Source organism: Corallococcus sicarius (assembly GCF_003611735.1).
GTDB lineage: Bacteria > Myxococcota > Myxococcia > Myxococcales > Myxococcaceae > Corallococcus > Corallococcus sicarius.
In genome coordinates this window covers 1-19,090 of the sequence record NZ_RAWG01000185.1, presented here as the reverse complement: position 1 = coordinate 19,090, position 19,090 = coordinate 1, and the positions used below count along the sequence as shown (strand labels likewise).

Here is a 19,090-nt window from a genome sequence, read left to right as displayed (position 1 = left end):
CTCCCAAGCCTGCCCGAGCTGCGACGGGTCAACCTGCCCCGCCTTGCCTCGGAAGGCCCTGCCCAGCGCCTTACGCTTGAGCGCTGCCGTCAGACAACCGGCACCGCACAGGTACGCCCCCCGCCCCGGCAGCCTCCGCCGCCTGTCCGCCACCACGCTGCCCTGGGGACCTACCACGAACCGGGTGAGTTCCGCCTGTGCCTTGCGCGAACCGCACCCGACGCAGGTCCTGACCGGACCTGACGTCGTGATTTCAATCGGATGTGTCCCAGGCCGTTTCGTTGCGCGGCGCATGTCCCCGTCCCCCTGGAGATTACGGTGCCTTGGCCGCTTCCACGCCCTCCGAGCCGCCGGCTGACGCCAGCAGACTCCTCTCCGCGTTCAACTCCGTGCGGAGCTTGGCCTCTTCCACCAGATAGTTCTCCGCCGCGCTCTTCAGCTGGCGGGCCTTCTTGATGCCCACCCCTGGCACGTCGCCCAGGCGGGTGAGGTCCTTCTCGTTCGCGATGTCCTCGACCGTGCGATAGCCGGCGAGGATGAGCTGTTCGATGGTCTTCTCACCGACACCGCGCACGCGCGCCATGCGCTCCGGCTGGGACAGCTCGTCCGGGTGGCGGCGGGCCTCGGCCAGCCGGGCCTGCTCGCGCTCGTGGTCCATGCGCGACAGCTCCTGCTGGTCCTCCACCATGCGCTTGCGCGCCTCCTCCTGCATGGAGGGGATGCGGGCGGGGTCGATGCCGGGGATCTGCGACAGCATCTCCGCGTTCGCGTCCGCCACGTCCCGCGCCTGGCGGAAGCCGTGCGCGTAGAGCGTCTCCACCAGCATCTCGTTGACGCCGGGCAGCGCGCCGAGCGAGCGGCTGGCGAACTCGCGCATCTCCCGCACGCGGCTCTCGCTGTTGATGTCCAGCTTCCAGCCGGTCAGCTGGGCGGCGAGCCGCACGTTCTGGCCGCGCCGACCGATGGCGAGCGACAGCTGGTCGTCCGGGACGATGAGCTCCATGGCGTGGTTCGCCTCGTCGATGATGACGCGGCTGACCTCCGCCGGGGCCAGGGCCGAGCACACGAAGCGCGCCGGGTCCTCGTCGTAGGGGACGATGTCGATCTTCTCCCCGCGCAGCTCCTGCACCACCGCCTGCACGCGGCTGCCCTTCATGCCGACGCACGCGCCCACGGGGTCCACGTCCGAGTCGCGGCTGGACACGGCGATCTTCGCGCGGCCACCGGGCTCACGCGCCGCCGCCTCGATGACGACGATGCCTTCGGCGATCTCCGGCACCTCCATCTCGAAGAGCTTGGTGAGCAGGTTCACGGACGCGCGCGACAGGACGATCTGCGGGCCCTTGGACTCACGGAGCACGTCCAGCACGTAGGCCTGGACGCGGTCGCCGGGGCGGTAGGTCTCCCGCGGGACCTGCTCGCGCACGGGCAGCACGGCCTCCGCGCGGCCCAGGTCCACCACGATGTTGCCGCGCTCGAACCGGCGGGCGATGCCGGTGACGATCTCGTTCTTGCGGTCGCGGTACTCGTTGAAGACGTTCTCGCGCTCGGCGTCCCGCGTGCGCTGGAGGATGACCTGCTTGGCCGTCTGGGCGGCGATGCGGCCGAAGCCGCGGCGGAAGGTCTTCAGCCGGAGGATGTCCCCGTACTGGTCGTCCTGGGCCTTGGCCTCCGCGGCGTCCTCGTCACGGTAGAAGATCTGGAAGACGAGTTCGTCGTCGGCTTCCACTTCCATGCCCTTCTTGTGGGCCTCCGCCATGGAGATCTGGTTCACGGCCTGGACCGGATCGATGATCTCCTCGACGACGGTGATGGCCTGGAACAGCTCCACCACGCCCTTGTCCGGGTCGTACTTGGCCTCGAGGTTGCGGTCCTGGCCAAAGTGCTTCTTGGCCGCGGTCTTCATCGCGTCCTCGAGGGTCGCGATGAGCACAGCCCGCTCGATGCCCTTGTCCTTGGCGACCTGATCCAGGACGAGGTTGAGGTTGACGGCCGGGTTGGCTGGCGTTGCCATGACGTTCTCCTAAAATGGGTCCACGGGCGGCCCTGGCGCGATCAGGGTCCCCTGTATGTCGACGTCTAGAACTCGAACTCCAGATTGGCCTTGGCGATGTCCTTGAAGGGAATGCGGAAGTTGCCGCCCCCTTCCACGTCCACGGAAATGGCGTCGGCCGCCACGTCGGTGAGCGTTCCGGCGAAGTTCTTCCGCGGAGGGTCGCCCATCGGGCCGAAGGTCTTCACCTTGACCTTCTGCCCCTTCACCCGTTCGAAGTGGACCGGCTTCTTGAGCGGCCGGTTCACCCCGGGGCTGGAGACCTCCAGGCTGTATTCCTGGGGGATGAAGTCCTCCACGTCGAGCACCGGATCCACGGCGCGCGACACCTGGGAGCACTCCTCCAGACCCACCCGGCCTCCTGGCTTGTCGATGAACAACCGCAACACCCAGCCCTCACGCTCGCGGACGTACTCCAGGTCCACCAGCTCCAGGCCTTCGTTCGCCACGATGGGGTCGAGCAGCGTCGCCGCCTGTTCCTCCACCGTCTGTTTGATGTTCTTCGACTCCATAACCGGGATGCAGGTCTCCAAAAACACGAAAAGCGGGCACGGCGGCCCACTTTTCGATGTGATGCGTCGAAAAATGTCGGGGCGTCCGTAACACACGCCCCCTCGGGGTGTAAAGGAAGGACACACCCCGAGGCTCCTGGTCAACGCCCCCCTGGAACGAAGGATTCCCAGGGGTTCGCGGCCTGGAGCGGCGTTATAACGGCCGCCATGCACCTCATCGCCGCCGCCCAGATGGTGTCCACCGCGGACAAGGCCCACAACCTGGACGTCGCGGCCCGCCTCGTGCGCCAGGCCGCCTCCCTGGGAGCCCGACTGGTGGGTCTGCCGGAGAACTTCTCCTGGATGGGCCCGGAGCCCGAGCGCCACGGCGCCGCGGAGGGCCTGGACGGGCCCACGCTCAGCCGGATGGCGGACCTGGCCCGGGAGGCGAAGCTCACCCTGCTGTCCGGCTCCATCCTGGAAGAGGGCGCGCCCGGCGGCCGGCTCTACAACACCAGCGTCCTGTTCGGACCGGACGGCGCGCGGCTGGCCGTGTACCGCAAGATGCACCTGTTCGACGTGGATGTGGGGGATGGTGCCACCTATCAGGAGTCCGCGGCGGTGGCGCCGGGGACGGAGGTGGTGGCGGTGGACACGGCGGTGGGCCGGCTGGGGATGACGGTCTGCTACGACCTGCGCTTCCCGGAGCTGTACCGGCGGCTGTCGAAGGACGGGGCGACGCTCCTGGCGGTGCCGGCGGCCTTCACGATGATGACGGGCAAGGACCACTGGGAGGTGCTGCTGCGGGCCCGGGCCATCGAGAACCAGGCCTACGTGCTGGCGCCCGCCCAGGGCGGCCGGCATTCCGCCCAGCGGCTGACGTACGGGCACGCGATGGTGGTGGACCCCTGGGGGTTGGTGACGGCGCGCGCCTCCGAGGGCGAGGGGCTGGCGCTGGCGCCGGTGGACCCGGAGCTGCAGGCGCGCATCCGGCGCAACCTGCCGTGCCTGGAGCACCGCCGGCTGGACTAGGCAGGCGGTTTCCGGCTGGCACCGGGGGGCCCCTCTCCTCGCGCGCGTTTGCGGGTAGACTGACGTTCCACGGAAAGCCCCCACTCGCGTGAACGGACGACGCTGGCCTCCCCTGCTGTTCATGGTCGCACTCGCGACCCTTCCTCCCGGCTGCACCGCCGATGAGAAGCCACGTGGGCCCGCCGAGGCGCCCCTTCCCCCTCCGGTTCCTCGCGCGCACCTGCGCGCGCTCTCCGGGGACGTGCAGATCAAGCGCGCGGTCGCCGACGAGTGGAGCGCCGCGCGGGACGAGTTGCCGCTGTACGAGAACGACAAGGTGCGCACCGAGTCCGGGGCGAGTGCCCAGGTGGTGTTCGCCAACGGAAGCACGGTGCACCTGGGGGGCGATTCCCTGGTGGGGATCGCGGAGAGCAAGCTGCGGACGGATGTCACCGTCCTGCGCGGAAGGGTGGACGCCACGTTGGAGAAGCCGGCCACCCAGTCGCTGTCCGTCACTACTCCGTCCGCCACGGTTCGGGCTGGCAGGAAGATCGAGTTCCAATGAAGGCCGCCCTCTGGCTCAGTGCATGGATGGGTCTGACCGTGGTGCCCTCGGCGCCGGCGGTGATGGGACGTGAGTCCTCGGAGGGCGCGGCCCGCCTGGCGGCCACCACGTCCGCGTCCCCGCCGAAGGCGGAGCCACAGACGGCGCGCAAGGCGCTGGAGATGTCGCGCGCGGCGCTGAAGGCCGCGCCGGACGACGCCCGGCGCCGCGAGGCCGAGGTCCGCCTCAAGGACGCCGAGACGCACTTCCGTGAGGCGCGCTACTCGGACGCGCTGCACAAGGCGGACGAGGCCTGGGCGCTGCTCAACCCGCCCCAGCCCTCCAACTTCACGGTGGAGGTGGACCACGATGGCGGCAGCACCACCGTCACCCACCGCCACGGGCCGCCCGTCACCGTGGAGGCCCAGCACGCCACCCGCATCCTCGCGCGGGGCGAGTCCGTGAGGGTGCAGCAGGGCACCGTCCTGCCGGAGGCGCCCACCGCGCCGCAGCCGTTGCAGCCCACGGACAAGTACCGCTTCACGCTGAAGCCGACCCCCCCGGGGCTGCTGGGCCCGGTGACGCTGTCATGGGCCGCGGTGCCAGGGGCCACGCGCTACGAGGTGGAGGTCCTCCCGGAGGCGGTGCCAGCGGAGGCGGGCGTGGAGCCCGCGTCGCCGGTGCGCGCGGTGCTGGGGGCCCGGCAGTGGACGCTGCCGGCGCTGCCGGCGGGCCGCTACCGCTGGACGGTGACGGCGGTGAGCCCGGACCAGGGCCGGTCCGTCCCTTCCGCGCCGCGGCGCTTCGAGCTGGCCGCGGACGCGCTCGAACTCAACGTCAAGGTGAAGGACGGCTGGCAGAAGTAGCCCGTCGGTGAGGAGCCCCTCCGTGCGTCTTTTCAAAGCCATCCTCCTGCTGATGCTGGTGGTCAGCATCATTCCCACGGTGATGGTGGGCTGGTTGTCGGTGTCCCATACGCGCGAGCTGCTCATCCGCGACGCGCAGGAGCTGGCGCAGGAGCGCGTGAAGCAGCTGCGGCTCAAGGCCGAGGGCTTCCTGGAGGACCCCACGGAGATGGTGGTGGGGCTGTCCAGCGTGCCGGGCGGGTTCTTCACCCTGCCGCGCGACACGCAGCGCTCGCACATCGCGGCGGTGCTCAACCAGCGCCAGGAGGTGCTGGCCCTCACCGTGTTCGGCGCGGACAAGCAGCGGCAGCCGGGGCTGCAGGCCTTCGCGGTGCACGACATGGCGCCCAGCGCGGTGGCCGAGCACGAGGAGCGCGCGCGGGCGCTGCTCAACGCGGGGCTGACGGGCGTGCGCTATTCGGACGTGGTGGCGTCCCCGGGCGGCGGCGGGCCGGTGGTGACGCTGGCGTTCCCGGTGGGCGACCCCGTGCAGGGCTACATGGCGGCGGACCTGACGCTCGCGGCGCTCCGGCAGATGCTGGCGCAGGAGCGCGTGGGCAGCACGGGGTTCGCGTACCTGGCGGACCGGCACGGGCGGCTCATCACCGGCGGCGGGGCCCTGGGCGCGGTGGGCGAGGACGTATCGAAGCGGCTGCCCCTGGCGCACCTGCTCAAGCAGCGCGAGGGCTCGCCCGACACGGAGCTGTTCCACGTGGGCAACTTCGGCGAGGGGCGCGACGCGGTGGTGTCCGCGTACTCGGTGCTGCCGGAGGCCGGCTGGGCCATCGTGTCCGAGCAGCCGGTGGAGCACGCCTACCGCCAGGTGGAGACGATGGAGCGGCGCATCCTGCTGGGGCTGGGAGGCGCCATCCTGGTGGCGCTGGTGCTGGCGTCCATCTTCTCCCGCAACCTCACGCAGCCCCTGAAGACGTTCATCGCGACGTCGCTGGAGCTGGCGCGCGGCAAGTTCGGCGTGGAGGTGAACCTCAAGCAGAAGAACGAGCTGGGGGAGCTGGCCCAAACGTTCAACTACATGAGCAAGCAGCTGCTCGCGTACGACCTGGAGACGCGCGGCCTCTACGAGAGCCTGGAGAAGGGCTACCTGGAGACCATCGTCGCGCTGGCCAACTCCATCGACTCCAAGGACGCGTACACGCGCGGCCACAGCCAGCGGGTGGGCGACGTGGCGGTGGAGATCGGCAAGGAGCTGAACCTCACCGAGCGCGAGCTGCGCCAGTTGCAGTACGGCGGCATCCTCCACGACATCGGGAAGATTGGCATCGTGGAGTCCATCCTCACCAAGCAGTCGCGGCTGACGGACCAGGAGATGGCCACGATGCGCGAGCACCCCGCCATTGGCGACGCCATCATCGGGCCGGTGACGTTCCTGGGGCCGGTGCGCGCGTGCGTGCGCCACCACCACGAGCGCTGGGACGGCACGGGCTACCCGGACAAGCTCAAGGGCGAGTCCATCCCGCTGCTGGCGCGCATCGTGGCGTGCGCGGACACCTTCGATGCGTGCACCTCCACGCGGCCGTACCAGAAGGCCATGCCGCTGGAGAAGGCGATGGAGATTTTGGACAACCTGAGCGGCGCCCAGCTGGACCCCCGGGTGGTGGTGGCCCTGCGCGCGGTGCTCGCGCAGCGGGGCGTGCGGCTGGAAGGCCACCGGCAGCCGGTCAAGCTGGCGTCCTGAGCGCGCGCCCCTCGCGAGGCCTCCGACCGGCGCGCGCGGGACGTCCCCCGCCCCGCCGGAAGGATGGTAGGGAGGGGCCTCTCTGTGCCCAAGACTCTGGAAGGTGGACCGGTGAGCAACTTCTGGGACCGCATCAAGCCCGCGCCCAAGCCCGTCAGCGCGACGGATGCCAAGCTGTCCCCCGACGGGGAGTCGCTGACGCTGACATGGGACGACGGCGCGACGACGACCGCCACGGCGCAGGTGCTGCGCCAGCAGTGTCCTTGCGCCGCGTGCGTGGACGAGTGGACGGCCAAGCGCACCCTGGACCCCGCGAAGGTGCCCGCGAACCTGCGCGTGCTGCAGATGCAGCCCGTGGGCAACTACGCGCTCGCGTTCGTCTTCAGCGACCAGCACAACACCGGCATCTACCCGTGGAAGCTCCTGCGCGACCTGACGCAGGCGCAGGGCTGACGCTTCGGGCCCCCTCAGGAGGAGACCTCGTGACTTCGCGCTATCGGCTGCTGCAACCGCTGGCCACGGGAGGCATGGCGGAGCTGTTCCTGGGGGTGGCGAAGGGCGCGGAGGGCTTCGAGCGCACCGTGGCCATCAAGCGCGTGCTGCCGCACCTGGCGCGCGAGCCGGGCATCGCGAGCATGTTCGTCGCGGAGGCGCGGCTGTCCATGCTGCTGCAGCACCAGAACATCGTCACCGTGCACGACGTGGGCGAGGGCGCCGAGGGGCTCTTCCTGGTGATGGAGCTGGTGGACGGCTGGGACCTGGGGGCCATCCTGCGCGCGGTGACGCGCCAGGGGCTGCGCATCCCGCCGCACCTGGCGGTGTTCATCGCGAGCCAGGCCCAGGCGGGGCTGCTGCACGCGTACCGGCGCCAGTCCGAGGGCCGGCCGGTGATGACGGCGCACCGGGACGTGTCCCCGTCCAACCTGCTGGTGTCGCGCGAGGGCGAGGTGAAGGTCACCGACTTCGGCATCGCGCGGCTGGAGGGCCTGTCGCGCACGGAGCCCGGCGCCTTCAAGGGCAAGGTGCCCTACGCGGCGCCGGAGGTCCTCCGGGGCGAGCCGGCCACGGCGCTGAGCGACCAGTTCTCGCTGGGCATCATCCTGTCGGAGCTGCTCGCCGGACAGCACCCCTTCGGGCCCGCGGTGGAGCCGATGGCGGTGGCCTACGCCATCCTCAACCAGGCCCCCGCGTCGCTGCCGGGCGTGCCGGCGTCGCTGGCCACGCTGGTGCTGCGCATGCTGTCGCGCGAACCGGAGGGCCGCTTCTCGCAGCCGGAGGACGTGTCCGAGGCGCTCGGGCGCTGGCTCGCGCAGACGGGCGAGCCCGCGTCGTCGCACGCGCTGGCCACGTTCCTGCGCGGGGTGCGGCTGCCTCCGTCCGTGGGAGACCTGGCCCGGGCCGCCGCCCAGGAGAACACCGCGGCGCCGTCCGCGTCCTTCCTGACGTCCGTGGGGCCTCCGGGGTCGGCCGACGCGCCCTCCGGGGGGCGGACCTCCCTCTTCGGCGCGGCGCCGCCATCCTCCGCGCGCGGGGAGTCCGCTCCGTCGTGGAAGGTCCCGGGAGCGGCGTCCGTGCCCGTGGGTGGCGAGGAAGAGGAGCCGTGGAGCCCGAGCCCCGGCGGCGTGGCGCTGTCCGCCACGGGCGAGGTCGTCCACGCCTGCGCCCTGTGCGGCGCGGCCCTGGATTCGCCCGGAGCCCCCTGCGAGGCCTGCACGCAGGGGCCGTCCGCGCGGGCGTCCGCGCCATGGAGCTCCGCGGCTGAAACGCCGACCGTCCAGGGCCCGGCCCCGGCGCGCGGGCTTCGTCCCGCGGAGGCAACAGCGGCCACTGGACGCCCATCCGGCCGCGCAGTGCCATCAGGAGCCATGCCCACCTCCGGGCCGGCAGCGTCGCGGAAACCCGCCCCCACGGCAGCGCAGGTGGACGGCGCGGCGCCGTCACTGGCCACGCAGTCGCTCGCGGACGTCGAGGACGCCGGACGCCTGGCGCGCCCCAACATCCAGCAGGCCTCCTCGGGTGACCTGGAGCTGGAGGAGCGCGGGCCTCGCCCTGAGGGCACGTCGTGGGAGCTGGATCCGCCGGCCCCGCCTCCCCGCCCGCGTCGGCGCTGGGGTCCCGTGGTGGCGCTGTTCACCCTCGTCACGGTGCTCGCGGCGGGCGTGCTGTTCGTGTGGCCCCGCTACGAAGCGCAGGCCCTGCACGCCCTCAACGGCGGCCGGACGCCTCCGCTGTCCATCCGCAGCGAGCCCTCCGGCGCCCGGGTGATGGTGGACGGCGTGGACATGGGCGTGACGCCGCTCGTGATGGACAACACCTACCCGGCCCGCGCCATCCCCGTGCAGCTCAAGCTCCGGGGCTACCGCGCGTGGACGGGCTCGTTCATGGGCGGCATGAAGGCGGACGTCGCCGCGGAACTCAAGCGCTGACGTCCGGCCCGGCCCTCCCGTGACTCCGGGAGGACCGCCCTACTTCACGAGCCGCAGGTGTCCCCCGCGGCGCGGCGGCTGCGGCTCTTCCGGCGGGCTGCCCGGGCTGCCTTCGGGAGCCGGTGACGGCACCTCGGGGCGCGTCTCCGGCTCGTCGGAGCGCTCGCTCTGGACCTCGCGCAGGAACGCGCGGGGCCGCTCGGCGGCGGCGACGGGCATGGGCACCGGCGCGGGCTGCGGCGGACGCGCGACGGAGGCGGACGCCACCGGGGGCTGCTGGAGCAGCTCCGGCGGCATCTCCTCCGGGTACATCCAGAACTCCTTCGTCACGTGGCTGGCGATGGCGAACAACGCCGACCAGGGCACCGCCACCGTGAAGCGCGAACCGGAGAAGCTCAACGTGGAGCGCACGCCCCACTCGCCCACCGTGAGGTCGGGCGGCTCGAAGCGGTAGGAGAGGTTGAGGCGCAGGTGTGCTTCGCCTCGGAGGCTGGCGGGGACGAGCACGCCGGGGCGGCGCGCGTCCAGGTGGATCATCACCATCCCCTGATCCAGCGCGGCCAACAGCCGCTCCTTCTTTTCGGAAACCTTCTTGTCCATTCCAGCCTGTCCGGCGGGGAGTTGCGGGCGCGCCCTTCAACGACGGCGCACTTCCCGGTCCATCTCCCGCTTCGTCTCCCGTTCCTTGATGTCGTGGCGGCGATCTTCGTGCGTCTTGCCGCGGCACAGGCCCAGTTCCACCTTGGCCCGTCCCTTCCTGAAGTACAGCACGAGCGGGATGATGGAGTAACCGCGCTCGCGTACCTTCGCCGTCCAACGGTCGATCTCCGACCGGTGCATCAACAGCTTGCGGCCCCGGGTGGGGAGGTGGTCGAAGACACTCGCCGCCTTGTAGGAGCCGATGTGGGCGTTGAGCAGGAACAGCTCCGTGCCCTTCTGCAGCGCGTAGGCATCCGACAGGTTGGCGATGCCCTCACGCAAGGACTTCACCTCGCTCCCGGTCAGCGCCAGCCCCGCCTCGACCTTTTCGTCCACCGTGTAGTCGAAGCGCGCACGCCGGTTCTCGGCAATGAGCTTCACCCCCGGCTCCGCACCCACACCCTTCGGCTTTCCCGCCATAACGTGTCCCGAGTCTCCTAACCGGCCAGGGGCATGTTGTCGATGAGGCGCGTGGCACCGCAGAAGGCGGCCACCAGCACGCGCGCCGTCTGCCCCGGCGCCACCGTGGCGAGGGACGACAGCCGCTCGGCGTCCCGCACCTCCACATAGTCCTCGCGCAGGTCCGCTGCCTGGAGTTCCCGGCGGACGGCCTCCACGAGCGCCCCCGTGTCCCGGGTGCCAGAAGCGAGCAGGGCCTGGGCCGCTCGCAGGCCCTTCGACAGGGCGAGCGCCCGCTGCCGCTCGTCGGCGGACAGGTAGGCGTTGCGGCTGCTCATCGCGAGCCCGTCCGCTTCACGCACCGTGGGCATGCCCACGATCTCCGCGCCCAGGTGCAGGTCGCGGTTGAGCGCGCGGATGACCTGGAGCTGCTGGTAGTCCTTCTCACCGAAGAGCGCCACGGCGGGCCGGAACAGCGCCAGCAGCTGCGTGACGATGGTGGCGACGCCCCGGAAGTGGCCGGGACGGCGCTCGCCGCACATCCCCTGGCTGACGTCGGTGACGTCCACGTAGGTCTGGTAGCCGGGCGGGTACATCACCGCGGGCTCCGGGGCGAACACGGCCTCCACGCCCGCGCTCGCGCACCGGCCCAGGTCCCCCTCGAAGTCGCGCGGGTAGCGCGCGAGGTCCTCGCGGGGGCCGAACTGCGTGGGGTTCACGAAGATGGAAGCGGCCACCACGTCCGCGCGCCGGCCGCCCTCCCTCATGAGCGAGACGTGGCCCTCATGGAGGAACCCCATGGTGGGCACGAGCGCCAGGCGACGGCCCTCCTTCTGGAGGGTCTCCACCCAGGCCTTCACTTCCGGCACGGTGCGCAGGACGCGGGGGGCCATGGCTAGACCGGGGCCCCGTAGATGGCGCCGACCTTCTCCACGCCCTCGGCGAGCGGTTCCGACTCCGGGCCCACCGGCGTCGCGGCCACGAGGCGGACGTTCTTGTTCGACTTGAAGCTGTGGTCGTCGTCGGGGAACGTGCCCCCGCGGACCTCCGAGAAGAACGCGCCCGCCGCTTCCGTGATGTTGCCGTGCAGGTTGGCGAAGCGCTTGACGAACTTCGGCTTGAAGTCCGGGTTCATGCCCAGGAGGTCGTAGCAGACCAGCACCTGCCCGTCGCAGTGCTTGCCCGCGCCGATGCCGATGGTCGGAATCTTCAGGCTCTGCGTGATGGTGCGCGCCAGGTCCAGCGGCACGCCCTCCAGCACCAGCGCATAGGCACCCGCCTCCTCCAGCGCGAGCGCGTCGTCCAGCATCCGGCGCGCGGCGTCCTCGTCGCGGCCCTGCACCACGTAGCCGCCCATCTTGTGCACCGACTGAGGCGTCAGCCCCAGGTGGCCCATGACGGGGATGCTGGCTCGGACGATGGCGCGCACGGTGTCGGCGAACTCGGCGCCGCCCTCCAGCTTCACGCTGCCCACGTTGCCTTCGGAGACGAGCCGGCCAGCGTTGCGCACCGCCTCTTGCGGCGACACCTGGTAGCTCATGAACGGCATGTCGCCCACCACGTGCGCCCGCTTCGCGCCCCGGCTCACCGCCGCCGAGTGGTAGACCATCTGGTCCATCGTCACCGGCAGGGTGGACTCCTGGCCCTGGACGACCATGCCCAGCGAGTCACCCACCAGCAGCACGTCCGCCCCACCCTCGTCGAGGATGCGCGCGAAGGTCGCGTCGTACGCGGTGACCATGCAGATCTTCTGACCGGACTGCTTCAGGCGCTTCAGCGTATGGATGGTGACCTTGTCCTTCACGGTTCACCTCCTTGTGGAGACGGGTGGGACAGCCTCGTGGAACCCCGGGCCCCTCGCCGTCCCCAAGGGGATCGCCGGAGGCCAAAGGTCCCACGAAGGAGCACTCTAACGCCCTCGGAGCCTCGTGTGGGGCTTCCCACACGACGAACGACCGGGCGGGCGATTGACGTCAGGCCCGCCGGGACGACCTGGGCACGTAATGCTGCACGCCCGGCTTCGCCGCCTGGATGGCCTGCATCAGCTCTTCGCGGTCCGCCTCGTTGTGGACGAAGTCGATGTCCGAGGTGTTCACCACCAGCAGGGGCGTGTCCGTGTAGTGGGCGAAGAAGTCGTTGTACGCGTGCGTGAGCGACTCCAGGTAGCCCGCGTCGAACTTGCGCTCGAACTCACGGCCGCGCTTCTTGATGCGATGCAGCAGCACGTCCAACTGGGCCTGGAGGTAGATGACCAGGTCGGGCCGGGTGACGCGGGGGCCCAGCGCCTCGAAGACGCGGTCGTAGAGGGCCAGCTCGTCCGACGCCAGCGTGAGGTTGGCGAAGATGCGGTCCTTGGCGAACAGGTAGTCGCTGACCGTGACGGAGCGGAACAGGTCCTGCTGGAAGAGCTCCTGCTGCTGGCGGAAGCGCGACAGCAGGAAGAACACCTGCGTCTGGAACGCGAACTTCTGCCGGTCCGCGTAGAAGTTGGAGAGGAAGGGGTTCTCCTCCACCACCTCCAGGATGCGGCGGCTGCCCAGGCGCTCCGTGAGGAGGTTGGCGAGGCTCGTCTTGCCCACGCCGATGGGCCCTTCGACGACGATGTAGCGGTGGTCCATCGGCCCGAGGCCTCCGCCCCCGGAAAACAGCACATGCGCCGCATGCGCGCGGGGGGCGGATAACACAACCATGCTCCCGCGCATCCGGCAATTTTCGCCGGCCCACCCCACCCTTGCACGGCTCCAGGTCATCTCTTACGGTGCCCGCCCACACGTCCCGCGAACACCGGGACCACGTGACAACGGGAGTGCTCGGGCAGATGCGCGGCGGCAGGCAGCGGGTGAAGACGGTGTTGGAGGTGGAGGAGCGCGAGGAAGCAGCGCCCGCGCCACGCCCCGCGACGGCCCCGCCCGCACCTCCGGTGGACGTGGATCCACTCTACGGCGTGGCGCTGCTCAAGACGGCCTTCGAATTGAAGCGCCGGCCGGACGGCTCCGTGGACGAAGTGCTGAGCACGGTGCTCGCGCGCCTGCGCATCGACGAAGGCGAGTTCCGCGCCTTCCTCGCCCAGCAGGGTGGGCTCCTGGCCGCGCTGGGCCAGAAGCACTGAGCCCTACGACGCGTCGTCCGCGTCTGGGTCCGAGTCGGGCTCGGGCGCGTCGGGAGGCGGAGGCGCCATCGCGGTGACGGGCCCGAGCGCACGCTCGATGGCGGCGAACTCCGCCGGGGAGAGCGTCTCCGCGCGGCGCCCCGGATCCACACCGGCCGTCTGCAACGCGGCGAGCAGCACGTCCGGCTTCGCGAGCCCCTTGTCGGACTTGAGCGAGTTGATCAACGTCTTGCGGCGCTGGGCGAAGCCGGCCTTCACCAGCCGGGTGAAGCGGGCCTCGTCCACGAGCGGCGCGCGCGGGCTGGCGAGCCGCGTGAGGCGCACCACGGCGGAGTCCACCTTCGGGGGCGGGTGGAAGCGCCACGCCTCCAGCGTGAGGACCTCCTCCACGTCGAAGTGCAGGCCGAGCAGCACCGTGAGCAGCCCGTAGTCGCGGTTGCCGGGCTCGGCGGCCAGGCGCACCACCACTTCCTTCTGCAAGGTGAAGACGGCGCGCGAGATGTGGGCGCGCTGCGCGAGCACCTGGAAGAGGATGGAGCTGGTCAGGTGGTACGGCAGGTTGCCCACCAGGGCGATTTCAGGGACGCCGGCCACCTGGGCGAAGTCCACCGTGGCGGCGTTGCCGGACACCACGCGCACGCCGGGGATGGCCTCCTTCTCCAGCACGGCCACCATGTCGCGGTCGCGCTCCACGGCGGTCACCTGCGCGCCGGTGGCGGCGAGGAAGCGCGTGAGGTGGCCCAGGCCCGGGCCCAGCTCCACCACGGGTTCGCCCGCGCGCAACTCGAGCGCGTCCGCGATGGACTGGAGCGCGTCCGCGTCTCCGAGGAAGTTCTGGCCCCAGCTGTGCTTGGGGCGCAATCCGTGGCGCTTGAGGATGTCGCGCGGCGATTCCACTGAGGAGCCGTCCCTTCCCTACTCCATGCGCCAGGCGGGGTCGGCCGCGAGGCGGAAGTCACCGCGCAGACCGCGGCGCCACGCTTCATACCCCGCGACGGCGATCATCGCCCCATTGTCCGTGCACAGTCGCACCGGGGGCAGGAACATGCGCAGCCCGCGCTCCTCCGCGCGCTCCTTGCACAGCGCCCGGAGCCGGGAGTTGGCCGCCACGCCGCCGCACAGCACCAGCTGCGTGTGGCCCAGCCTCCGCGCCGCGGCGACGAGCTTCTTCGACAGCACGTCCGCCACCGCCTCCTGGAACGACGCGCAGAGGTCGTGCAGCGCCTGTCCCTCCGGAACGCCGTGCTTCTGGATGTGGTGCAGCACCGACGTCTTCAGCCCGGAGAAGGACACATCGAAGTTGTCGCCCGGCAGCGCGCGCGGGAAGCGGATGGCCTCCCGGTCGCCCTTCTGGGCCAGCTCGTCGATGGGCTGCCCGCCCGGGTACGGCAGGCCGAGGAGGCGCGCCGTCTTGTCGTAGGCCTCGCCCGCGGCGTCGTCGCGCGTGCGGCCCACGAGCCGGTAGTTCCCGTAGTCGCGCACCTCGTAGAGGCTCGTGTGGCCGCCGGACACCACGAGCCCCAGGAACGGCGGCGCGGGCGCGTCCTCCAGCAACCGGATGGCGAGCAGGTGGCCCTCCAGGTGGTTGGCGCCGACGAAGGGCTTGCCGGTGGCGAGGCTCAGGCCCTTGGCCACCTGGAGCCCCACGAGCAGCGCGCCGATGAGGCCGGGGCCGGACGTGACGGCGAGCAGGTCGATGTCGTCCAGCGTCTTGCCCGCGCGGGTGAGGGCCTCGTGCAGGACGGGCATCACCTGGACGATGTGGTTGCGGCTGGCCAGCTCCGGCACGACGCCGCCCCAGCGACGGTGGATGTCCACCTGCGTGGAGACGACGTCCGACAGCACGCGCCGGCCATCCTCCACGACGGCGGCGGCGGTTTCATCGCACGAGGTTTCGAGTCCGAGGACGAGCACGACAACTCCGGCAGGGGACGGGAGGGCGGAAGAGCGACCGCCGCCTAGGTGCCCATCCCCTTGAGCAGCGCGCGCACCTCTTCCGCCGAGGCTCCCGTCGGTTCGAGGAACAGATACCGCTTGTAGGCCTCGGCCGCTCGGGGTTCCTCACCGGAGAATTGCAGGGAGCTGCCCAGCCAGAACCAGGCCTTCGCGTTCTTGGGCTCCTGGCGGACCACGTCCTGGAGCAGCTTGGCCGCCTCGCGGTAGCCCGCCGTGCTCATGTTGTTGCTGTTGGCGAGCGAGATGCCCAGGCCCGCCTTGGCCTCCGTCGAGTCCGCGTTGAGCGCGAGCGCCTTGCGGTAGGCACCCACCGCCGCCTTGAAGCTCTTGCGGCTCATCGCCGTGCGGCCTTCCTTGATCAGGTCGGCGTACGTGGCCTTCGCGACGGGCGGCGCGGTGTCCGGCGTGGCCGGGGGCGCGACCGCGAGCCCCGCGTCGACAGGCTCGGTGGGCCCGGTGGGCTCGGGCGTGGCCACCTTCACGGGCGGCGTGCCGGCGTCCACTTCAACGCTGGCAACCACGGTCTTCGGCGGGACGGAGCCCGCATCCACCGGGTCCACCTGCGCGGTCTTCACGGGAGGCGGCGCGACGTCCGGCACGGCCGGGACCTCGGGCGGCTTGCGCGCTTCCACGGGCGGGTCGACCTTGGGCGTCAGCACCGGGGGCTTTTCCGTCCCCGAGCCCCGGGAGATGACCACCGCGGCGACGGCCGCCAGGAGGACCAGGCCTCCGGCGACGTAGAGGCCCGTGCGCTTGGGCTTCAGCGCCGCGCGCAGCGCCGCGTCGTCCTCGTCGGGCGAGGGCGTCTTCGGCGCCACGGGGCTCTGGGTGGCCGCGGGCGGCGACGTCACGACGTTCGTCGCGGGCGGCGGCGCCACCGGCGCGACCGGAGGGGCCTCCTGCACGGGCTCCGTGAAGTACGCCTCCGCCGCGGGCACGTCGCCCGGAGCGGCCTCCTCCGGAGCGCTGGCGGACGCGGGGGACTCGAAGGGCGTCGTCTTGGGGAACTCGACGTTGAGGCTCGCGGGGCCCACCTGGGGCGGACTGATGCCGTGGCCCGGATACGGCGGCAGCGCGAGCTGCTGGGGCGCACTCGCCGCTCCGTCCTCCCCCATCGGATCCAGGTCCTGCAGGCCCGGGTCCTGACCGGGGTCGTCCAGGCTGCTGACCAGCGTGACCTCGGACGAGGGCGGGGCCGGCGACGGGGGCGGCACGACGGCCAGCGGGCTGGGCGCGATGGCGGCCCCCCCGAAGATGGGCGCGCGCGACAGCGCCGGCTCGGCGGCCGCCGGTGCGGGCGCGGCGACCACGGCGGCAGGGCCCTGCGGAGAGAGGGGCGCGCGAGGCGCGGGCGACCAGACGGAGCCGGGGCCCCAGGTGCTGGAGGCGCTCAGGCCCTCCGTGTCCACCCGGCCCCAGTCGAGCAGCAGGCTGCGCCGCGCGTGATCCACCGCACGGTGCGCCGGGGGCGGCTCCACGAGGAAGGCGGAGCCCTCCTGCGACAGCGGCGGGACCACGGGCTCCACGGCGTCCTGACCGAACGCGGGAGGAGCGCTGCCGTCGCCGGGGCGCGAGCGGGGCGGGAAGATGATCACCTGCGCCGGCTGCGCCGCGTGCGTCGCGGGCGCCGCTTCCGCCACGGGCGTGACCTCTTCGGCGGGCGCGTCCGGCGCGGGCTCCAGCGACAGCTCCACCTCCGCCACGGGGGCGGCCTCCGGCTCCAGGGGCGCTTCCTCGACGGGGACGCCAGGCTCGGCGGGCTCGGCGGGGGCGGCCTCGGGCTCCGGCTCGGAGGCCGCGGGCGCGACCTCCACCGGGATGGGCGGGGCGGCGTTCAGCCACTGCTCGATGCCGGGCTTGCTGCTCTGCACGGGCTCCAGCGGCGCGTTGCCCAGCTCGCGGATCAGCCCCTCGAAGTACAGCTTGCTGATGATGCCCAGCGCGGCCAGGTCCTCGAAGTCCGAGTCCTCCACCACGCGCGACAGCGCACGCTTGCCGTCGAACAGGCGCAACAGGCCGTTCACCTCGTCGGGGATCTCCGACAGGCGGTCCGCCAGCTGGTGGTAGTCAATTTCGAAGACCGTCTCCAGCGGCGGGAGCTGCTCGAGCATCCGGCCCCACTCGTCGAGCCGGCGCATGCCCTCCATGAGCAGGCCCTGCGTGGAGACCTCGATGCGCTCGGGCCGGTCCAACGTGGTGAACTGCACGTCGAACTGGCCTTCGAACGTGTTGAGCAGCCGGTAGAAGGCGTTCTCGCCCTTGAGCCGGCCCAGCTCCGCGTCCACGACGCGGCCTTCCTTGAAGTAGACGGTGCCGGTGCGCTCGCCCTGGATGGCGATGACGCCTGTCTTGCGGCCGATTTCGAAGGTCTGGACCAGGTCCACGACGCCCATGTCGGCGAGGCTGCCCGCGAAGCCGCCCTTGGTCGTCTCGCGCTTCTCGATGCGTTCCTTCTCGGCCTTCTGAAGGATCATCTTCACGCGGGTGACGATCTCTTTGATGTAGATCGGCTTCGTCAGGTAGTCGTCGCCGCCCAGCTCAAGGCCGCGCACCTTGAACTCGACCGACTTCTGGTTCGTCAGGAAGACGAACGGGATGAACTTGAAGCGCTCGTCGGACTTGAGCGTCTTGCAGAGTTCGAAGCCGTCCATCTCCGGCATCTTCGTGTCCGCCAGCACGAGGTCCGGAGGGCTGATCTGGACCTTCTCCAGCGCGTCCTTGCCGTGGATGGCCGTCGTGACGGAGAAGCCCGCCTTCTTCAGGCTGACCTCCATCACGCGCAGGCTCTTCGCGTCACCATCGACCAGGAGCAGGTGCTGCTTGGCCACGTTGCATGCCTTTCAAGACAGGAGGGGCGGCGGATCCGGCGGGCACGCCCCGCGGGCGCAAGCATCGGGCCCGGTTTCCAGGTGTGTCAATGGGCGGGACTGTCCGGAAAACCGTCCGGTTCCTTCCCTGGAGGACAGGCAGGTCAGCGGAAGAGACCCTTTTTGGGAGGGTTCTTCTTGCGCATGTCGATGAGCCGCAGCTCCTGGTTCGCCTCCAGGTGCTTCGGGTTCGCACGCACCGCCTCACGGAAGTGGCGCTCGGCGCGGTCCATGTCGTTCTCCACCCGGGCGATGACGCCCAGCTGGTAGTGCGCGCGATCACAGTTCGGGTCCATGCGCACCGCATCCGCCATCCACTGTTTGGCGCGCGGCATGTCGGCCTTGCGGCTGGGATCCATGTAGACGGCCCAGGCGCGAGCGGCCAGGTACAGGGGCTTGGGCTCCAGGGCGTTCGCGCGCTCGTAGTGCTCCACGGCGGCGAGGAAGTCGCGCTTGCGGAAGTAGACCTCGCCCATCTTGAAGAGGTCTTCCGCGTTCGTGTCGGCGCGGGCGGAGTTGGGAGCGCCGGGGCGGCCACCGGACGCGGCCGGAGGCTTGGGCAGGGCCTGCGCGCCCTGCAGGTTCTGCTGATAGCTCTTGCGGCGCGCGTCGTCGTGGAGGACCTCGTAGGCCTCGCGGATGGACTCGAAGACGGAGGTCATCTTCTGCGCCAGGTGGGGCAGTGACGGCGGCAGGCGGTCCGGGTGGAAGACCTTGGCGAGGCTGAGGAAGGCGGCCTTCACCTGGTCGCGCGAGGCGTCCTGCGGCACGCCGAGCACGGAGAAGTGGTCGCGCTTGGCCTGGATGTCCGCGAAGCGCTGTTCAATCTGCTGCGCGAGCCGGCCCTCGTCGGGCTTGGGGGGTTCGGTGGGCGCGGCGACGGCGGGCGCGGCGGCCACGGGGTCGACGCCGGACGCCGGGGTGGGCGCGGAGG

19 protein-coding genes are annotated in these 19,090 nt (G+C 71.1%); 7 read left to right on the top strand and 12 right to left on the bottom strand.

Annotation, left to right across the window (positions count from 1 at the left end; genetic code table 11):
• The 3 genes from D7X12_RS25495 to rimP form a co-directional block, all read right to left on the bottom strand.
• Window positions 1-294: YlxR family protein (locus D7X12_RS25495; RefSeq protein WP_147443801.1), on the bottom strand; the 294-nt coding region annotated here is incomplete at its 3' end.
• A 19-nt stretch (window positions 295-313) separates the two neighbouring features.
• Window positions 314-2,014 carry a transcription termination factor NusA gene (gene nusA, locus D7X12_RS25490; RefSeq protein WP_120627883.1) on the bottom strand — a complete coding sequence of 567 codons (1,701 nt, stop codon included), beginning with the start codon at window positions 2,012-2,014 and terminating at the stop codon, window positions 314-316.
• Between the two features lie 65 nt (window positions 2,015-2,079).
• Complete coding sequence (gene rimP / locus D7X12_RS25485) at window positions 2,080-2,565, bottom strand: ribosome maturation factor RimP (RefSeq protein WP_120627882.1); 486 nt, start codon at window positions 2,563-2,565, stop codon at window positions 2,080-2,082.
• A gap of 207 nt (window positions 2,566-2,772) precedes the next feature.
• Here rimP and D7X12_RS25480 point away from each other — a divergent pair, with 207 nt between their 5' ends.
• The 6 genes from D7X12_RS25480 to D7X12_RS25455 all read left to right on the top strand — a co-directional run bounded on the left by D7X12_RS25480 (window position 2,773) and on the right by D7X12_RS25455 (window position 9,126).
• The gene (locus tag D7X12_RS25480; RefSeq protein WP_120627881.1) at window positions 2,773-3,576 is read left to right on the top strand and encodes a carbon-nitrogen hydrolase family protein; all 804 of its coding nucleotides are present in this window, start codon (window positions 2,773-2,775) and stop codon (window positions 3,574-3,576) included.
• Window positions 3,577-3,664: 88 nt separating this feature from the next.
• Window positions 3,665-4,120, top strand: coding sequence for a FecR domain-containing protein (locus D7X12_RS25475; RefSeq protein ID WP_120627880.1), 456 nt, complete (start codon window positions 3,665-3,667; stop codon window positions 4,118-4,120).
• Window positions 4,117-4,965 (top strand): peptidoglycan-binding protein LysM, encoded by an 849-nt coding sequence (locus D7X12_RS43025; protein WP_120627879.1) that lies wholly within the window; start codon window positions 4,117-4,119, stop codon window positions 4,963-4,965. Before D7X12_RS25475 ends, D7X12_RS43025 begins: the two co-directional genes overlap by 4 nt.
• A gap of 22 nt (window positions 4,966-4,987) precedes the next feature.
• Window positions 4,988-6,700, top strand: coding sequence for an HD domain-containing phosphohydrolase (locus D7X12_RS25465; protein WP_120627878.1), 1,713 nt, complete (start codon window positions 4,988-4,990; stop codon window positions 6,698-6,700).
• 63 nt (window positions 6,701-6,763) lie between these two features.
• Window positions 6,764-7,153: a DUF971 domain-containing protein gene (locus D7X12_RS25460; RefSeq protein ID WP_120627877.1), complete on the top strand. Its 390-nt coding sequence runs from the start codon at window positions 6,764-6,766 to the stop codon at window positions 7,151-7,153.
• A gap of 29 nt (window positions 7,154-7,182) precedes the next feature.
• On the top strand, window positions 7,183-9,126 hold the full coding sequence (locus D7X12_RS25455; protein WP_120627876.1) for a serine/threonine-protein kinase: 1,944 nt from the start codon (window positions 7,183-7,185) through the stop codon (window positions 9,124-9,126).
• 39 nt (window positions 9,127-9,165) lie between these two features.
• Here D7X12_RS25455 and D7X12_RS25450 read toward each other — a convergent pair whose 3' ends face one another.
• From D7X12_RS25450 to D7X12_RS25430, 5 genes are all read right to left on the bottom strand, one after another.
• Entirely contained in the window at window positions 9,166-9,726 is a 561-nt protein-coding gene (locus D7X12_RS25450; RefSeq protein ID WP_120627875.1) for a ClpXP protease specificity-enhancing factor SspB, read from the bottom strand.
• Window positions 9,727-9,762: 36 nt separating this feature from the next.
• Window positions 9,763-10,245 (bottom strand): SsrA-binding protein SmpB, encoded by a 483-nt coding sequence (gene smpB, locus D7X12_RS25445; RefSeq protein ID WP_120627874.1) that lies wholly within the window; start codon window positions 10,243-10,245, stop codon window positions 9,763-9,765.
• A gap of 17 nt (window positions 10,246-10,262) precedes the next feature.
• Window positions 10,263-11,117 carry a pantoate--beta-alanine ligase gene (panC, locus tag D7X12_RS25440; protein ID WP_120627873.1) on the bottom strand — a complete coding sequence of 285 codons (855 nt, stop codon included), beginning with the start codon at window positions 11,115-11,117 and terminating at the stop codon, window positions 10,263-10,265.
• Between the two features lie 2 nt (window positions 11,118-11,119).
• Complete coding sequence (gene panB / locus D7X12_RS25435; protein ID WP_120627872.1) at window positions 11,120-12,028, bottom strand: 3-methyl-2-oxobutanoate hydroxymethyltransferase; 909 nt, start codon at window positions 12,026-12,028, stop codon at window positions 11,120-11,122.
• Between the two features lie 169 nt (window positions 12,029-12,197).
• The gene (locus tag D7X12_RS25430; protein WP_120627871.1) at window positions 12,198-12,842 is read right to left on the bottom strand and encodes a deoxynucleoside kinase; all 645 of its coding nucleotides are present in this window, start codon (window positions 12,840-12,842) and stop codon (window positions 12,198-12,200) included.
• A gap of 200 nt (window positions 12,843-13,042) precedes the next feature.
• Between D7X12_RS25430 and D7X12_RS25425 the strand changes: the two genes are divergently transcribed.
• A complete protein-coding gene (locus D7X12_RS25425; RefSeq protein WP_120627870.1) occupies window positions 13,043-13,333 on the top strand; it encodes a hypothetical protein in 291 nt (96 codons plus the stop codon).
• Between the two features lie 3 nt (window positions 13,334-13,336).
• On the opposite strand, the gene rsmA is transcribed toward D7X12_RS25425, so the two are convergent.
• The 4 genes from rsmA to D7X12_RS25405 all read right to left on the bottom strand — a co-directional run.
• Window positions 13,337-14,230, bottom strand: a complete 894-nt coding sequence (gene rsmA / locus D7X12_RS25420; RefSeq protein ID WP_120627869.1) for a 16S rRNA (adenine(1518)-N(6)/adenine(1519)-N(6))-dimethyltransferase RsmA — start codon at window positions 14,228-14,230, stop codon at window positions 13,337-13,339.
• Between the two features lie 18 nt (window positions 14,231-14,248).
• Window positions 14,249-15,247: a tRNA (adenosine(37)-N6)-threonylcarbamoyltransferase complex transferase subunit TsaD gene (gene tsaD / locus D7X12_RS25415; protein ID WP_120627868.1), complete on the bottom strand. Its 999-nt coding sequence runs from the start codon at window positions 15,245-15,247 to the stop codon at window positions 14,249-14,251.
• A 44-nt stretch (window positions 15,248-15,291) separates the two neighbouring features.
• The gene (locus D7X12_RS25410; protein WP_120627867.1) at window positions 15,292-18,117 is read right to left on the bottom strand and encodes a response regulator; all 2,826 of its coding nucleotides are present in this window, start codon (window positions 18,115-18,117) and stop codon (window positions 15,292-15,294) included.
• 143 nt (window positions 18,118-18,260) lie between these two features.
• Window positions 18,261-19,090, bottom strand: an 830-nt coding sequence (locus D7X12_RS25405; RefSeq protein ID WP_158620119.1) for a J domain-containing protein, incomplete at its 5' end; no start/stop codon positions are given.

Coding starts and splice junctions, on each gene's coding strand:
- nusA (WP_120627883.1), bottom strand. CDS start 2,014: ATGGCAACGCCAGCCAACCCGGCCGTCAACCTCAACCTCGTCCTGGAT.
- rimP (WP_120627882.1), bottom strand. CDS start 2,565: ATGGAGTCGAAGAACATCAAACAGACGGTGGAGGAACAGGCGGCGACG.
- D7X12_RS25480 (WP_120627881.1), top strand. CDS start 2,773: ATGCACCTCATCGCCGCCGCCCAGATGGTGTCCACCGCGGACAAGGCC.
- D7X12_RS43025 (WP_120627879.1), top strand. CDS start 4,117: ATGAAGGCCGCCCTCTGGCTCAGTGCATGGATGGGTCTGACCGTGGTG.
- D7X12_RS25460 (WP_120627877.1), top strand. CDS start 6,764: ATGGTAGGGAGGGGCCTCTCTGTGCCCAAGACTCTGGAAGGTGGACCG.
- D7X12_RS25450 (WP_120627875.1), bottom strand. CDS start 9,726: ATGGACAAGAAGGTTTCCGAAAAGAAGGAGCGGCTGTTGGCCGCGCTG.
- smpB (WP_120627874.1), bottom strand. CDS start 10,245: ATGGCGGGAAAGCCGAAGGGTGTGGGTGCGGAGCCGGGGGTGAAGCTC.
- panC (WP_120627873.1), bottom strand. CDS start 11,117: ATGGCCCCCCGCGTCCTGCGCACCGTGCCGGAAGTGAAGGCCTGGGTG.
- D7X12_RS25430 (WP_120627871.1), bottom strand. CDS start 12,842: ATGGACCACCGCTACATCGTCGTCGAAGGGCCCATCGGCGTGGGCAAG.
- D7X12_RS25425 (WP_120627870.1), top strand. CDS start 13,043: ATGCGCGGCGGCAGGCAGCGGGTGAAGACGGTGTTGGAGGTGGAGGAG.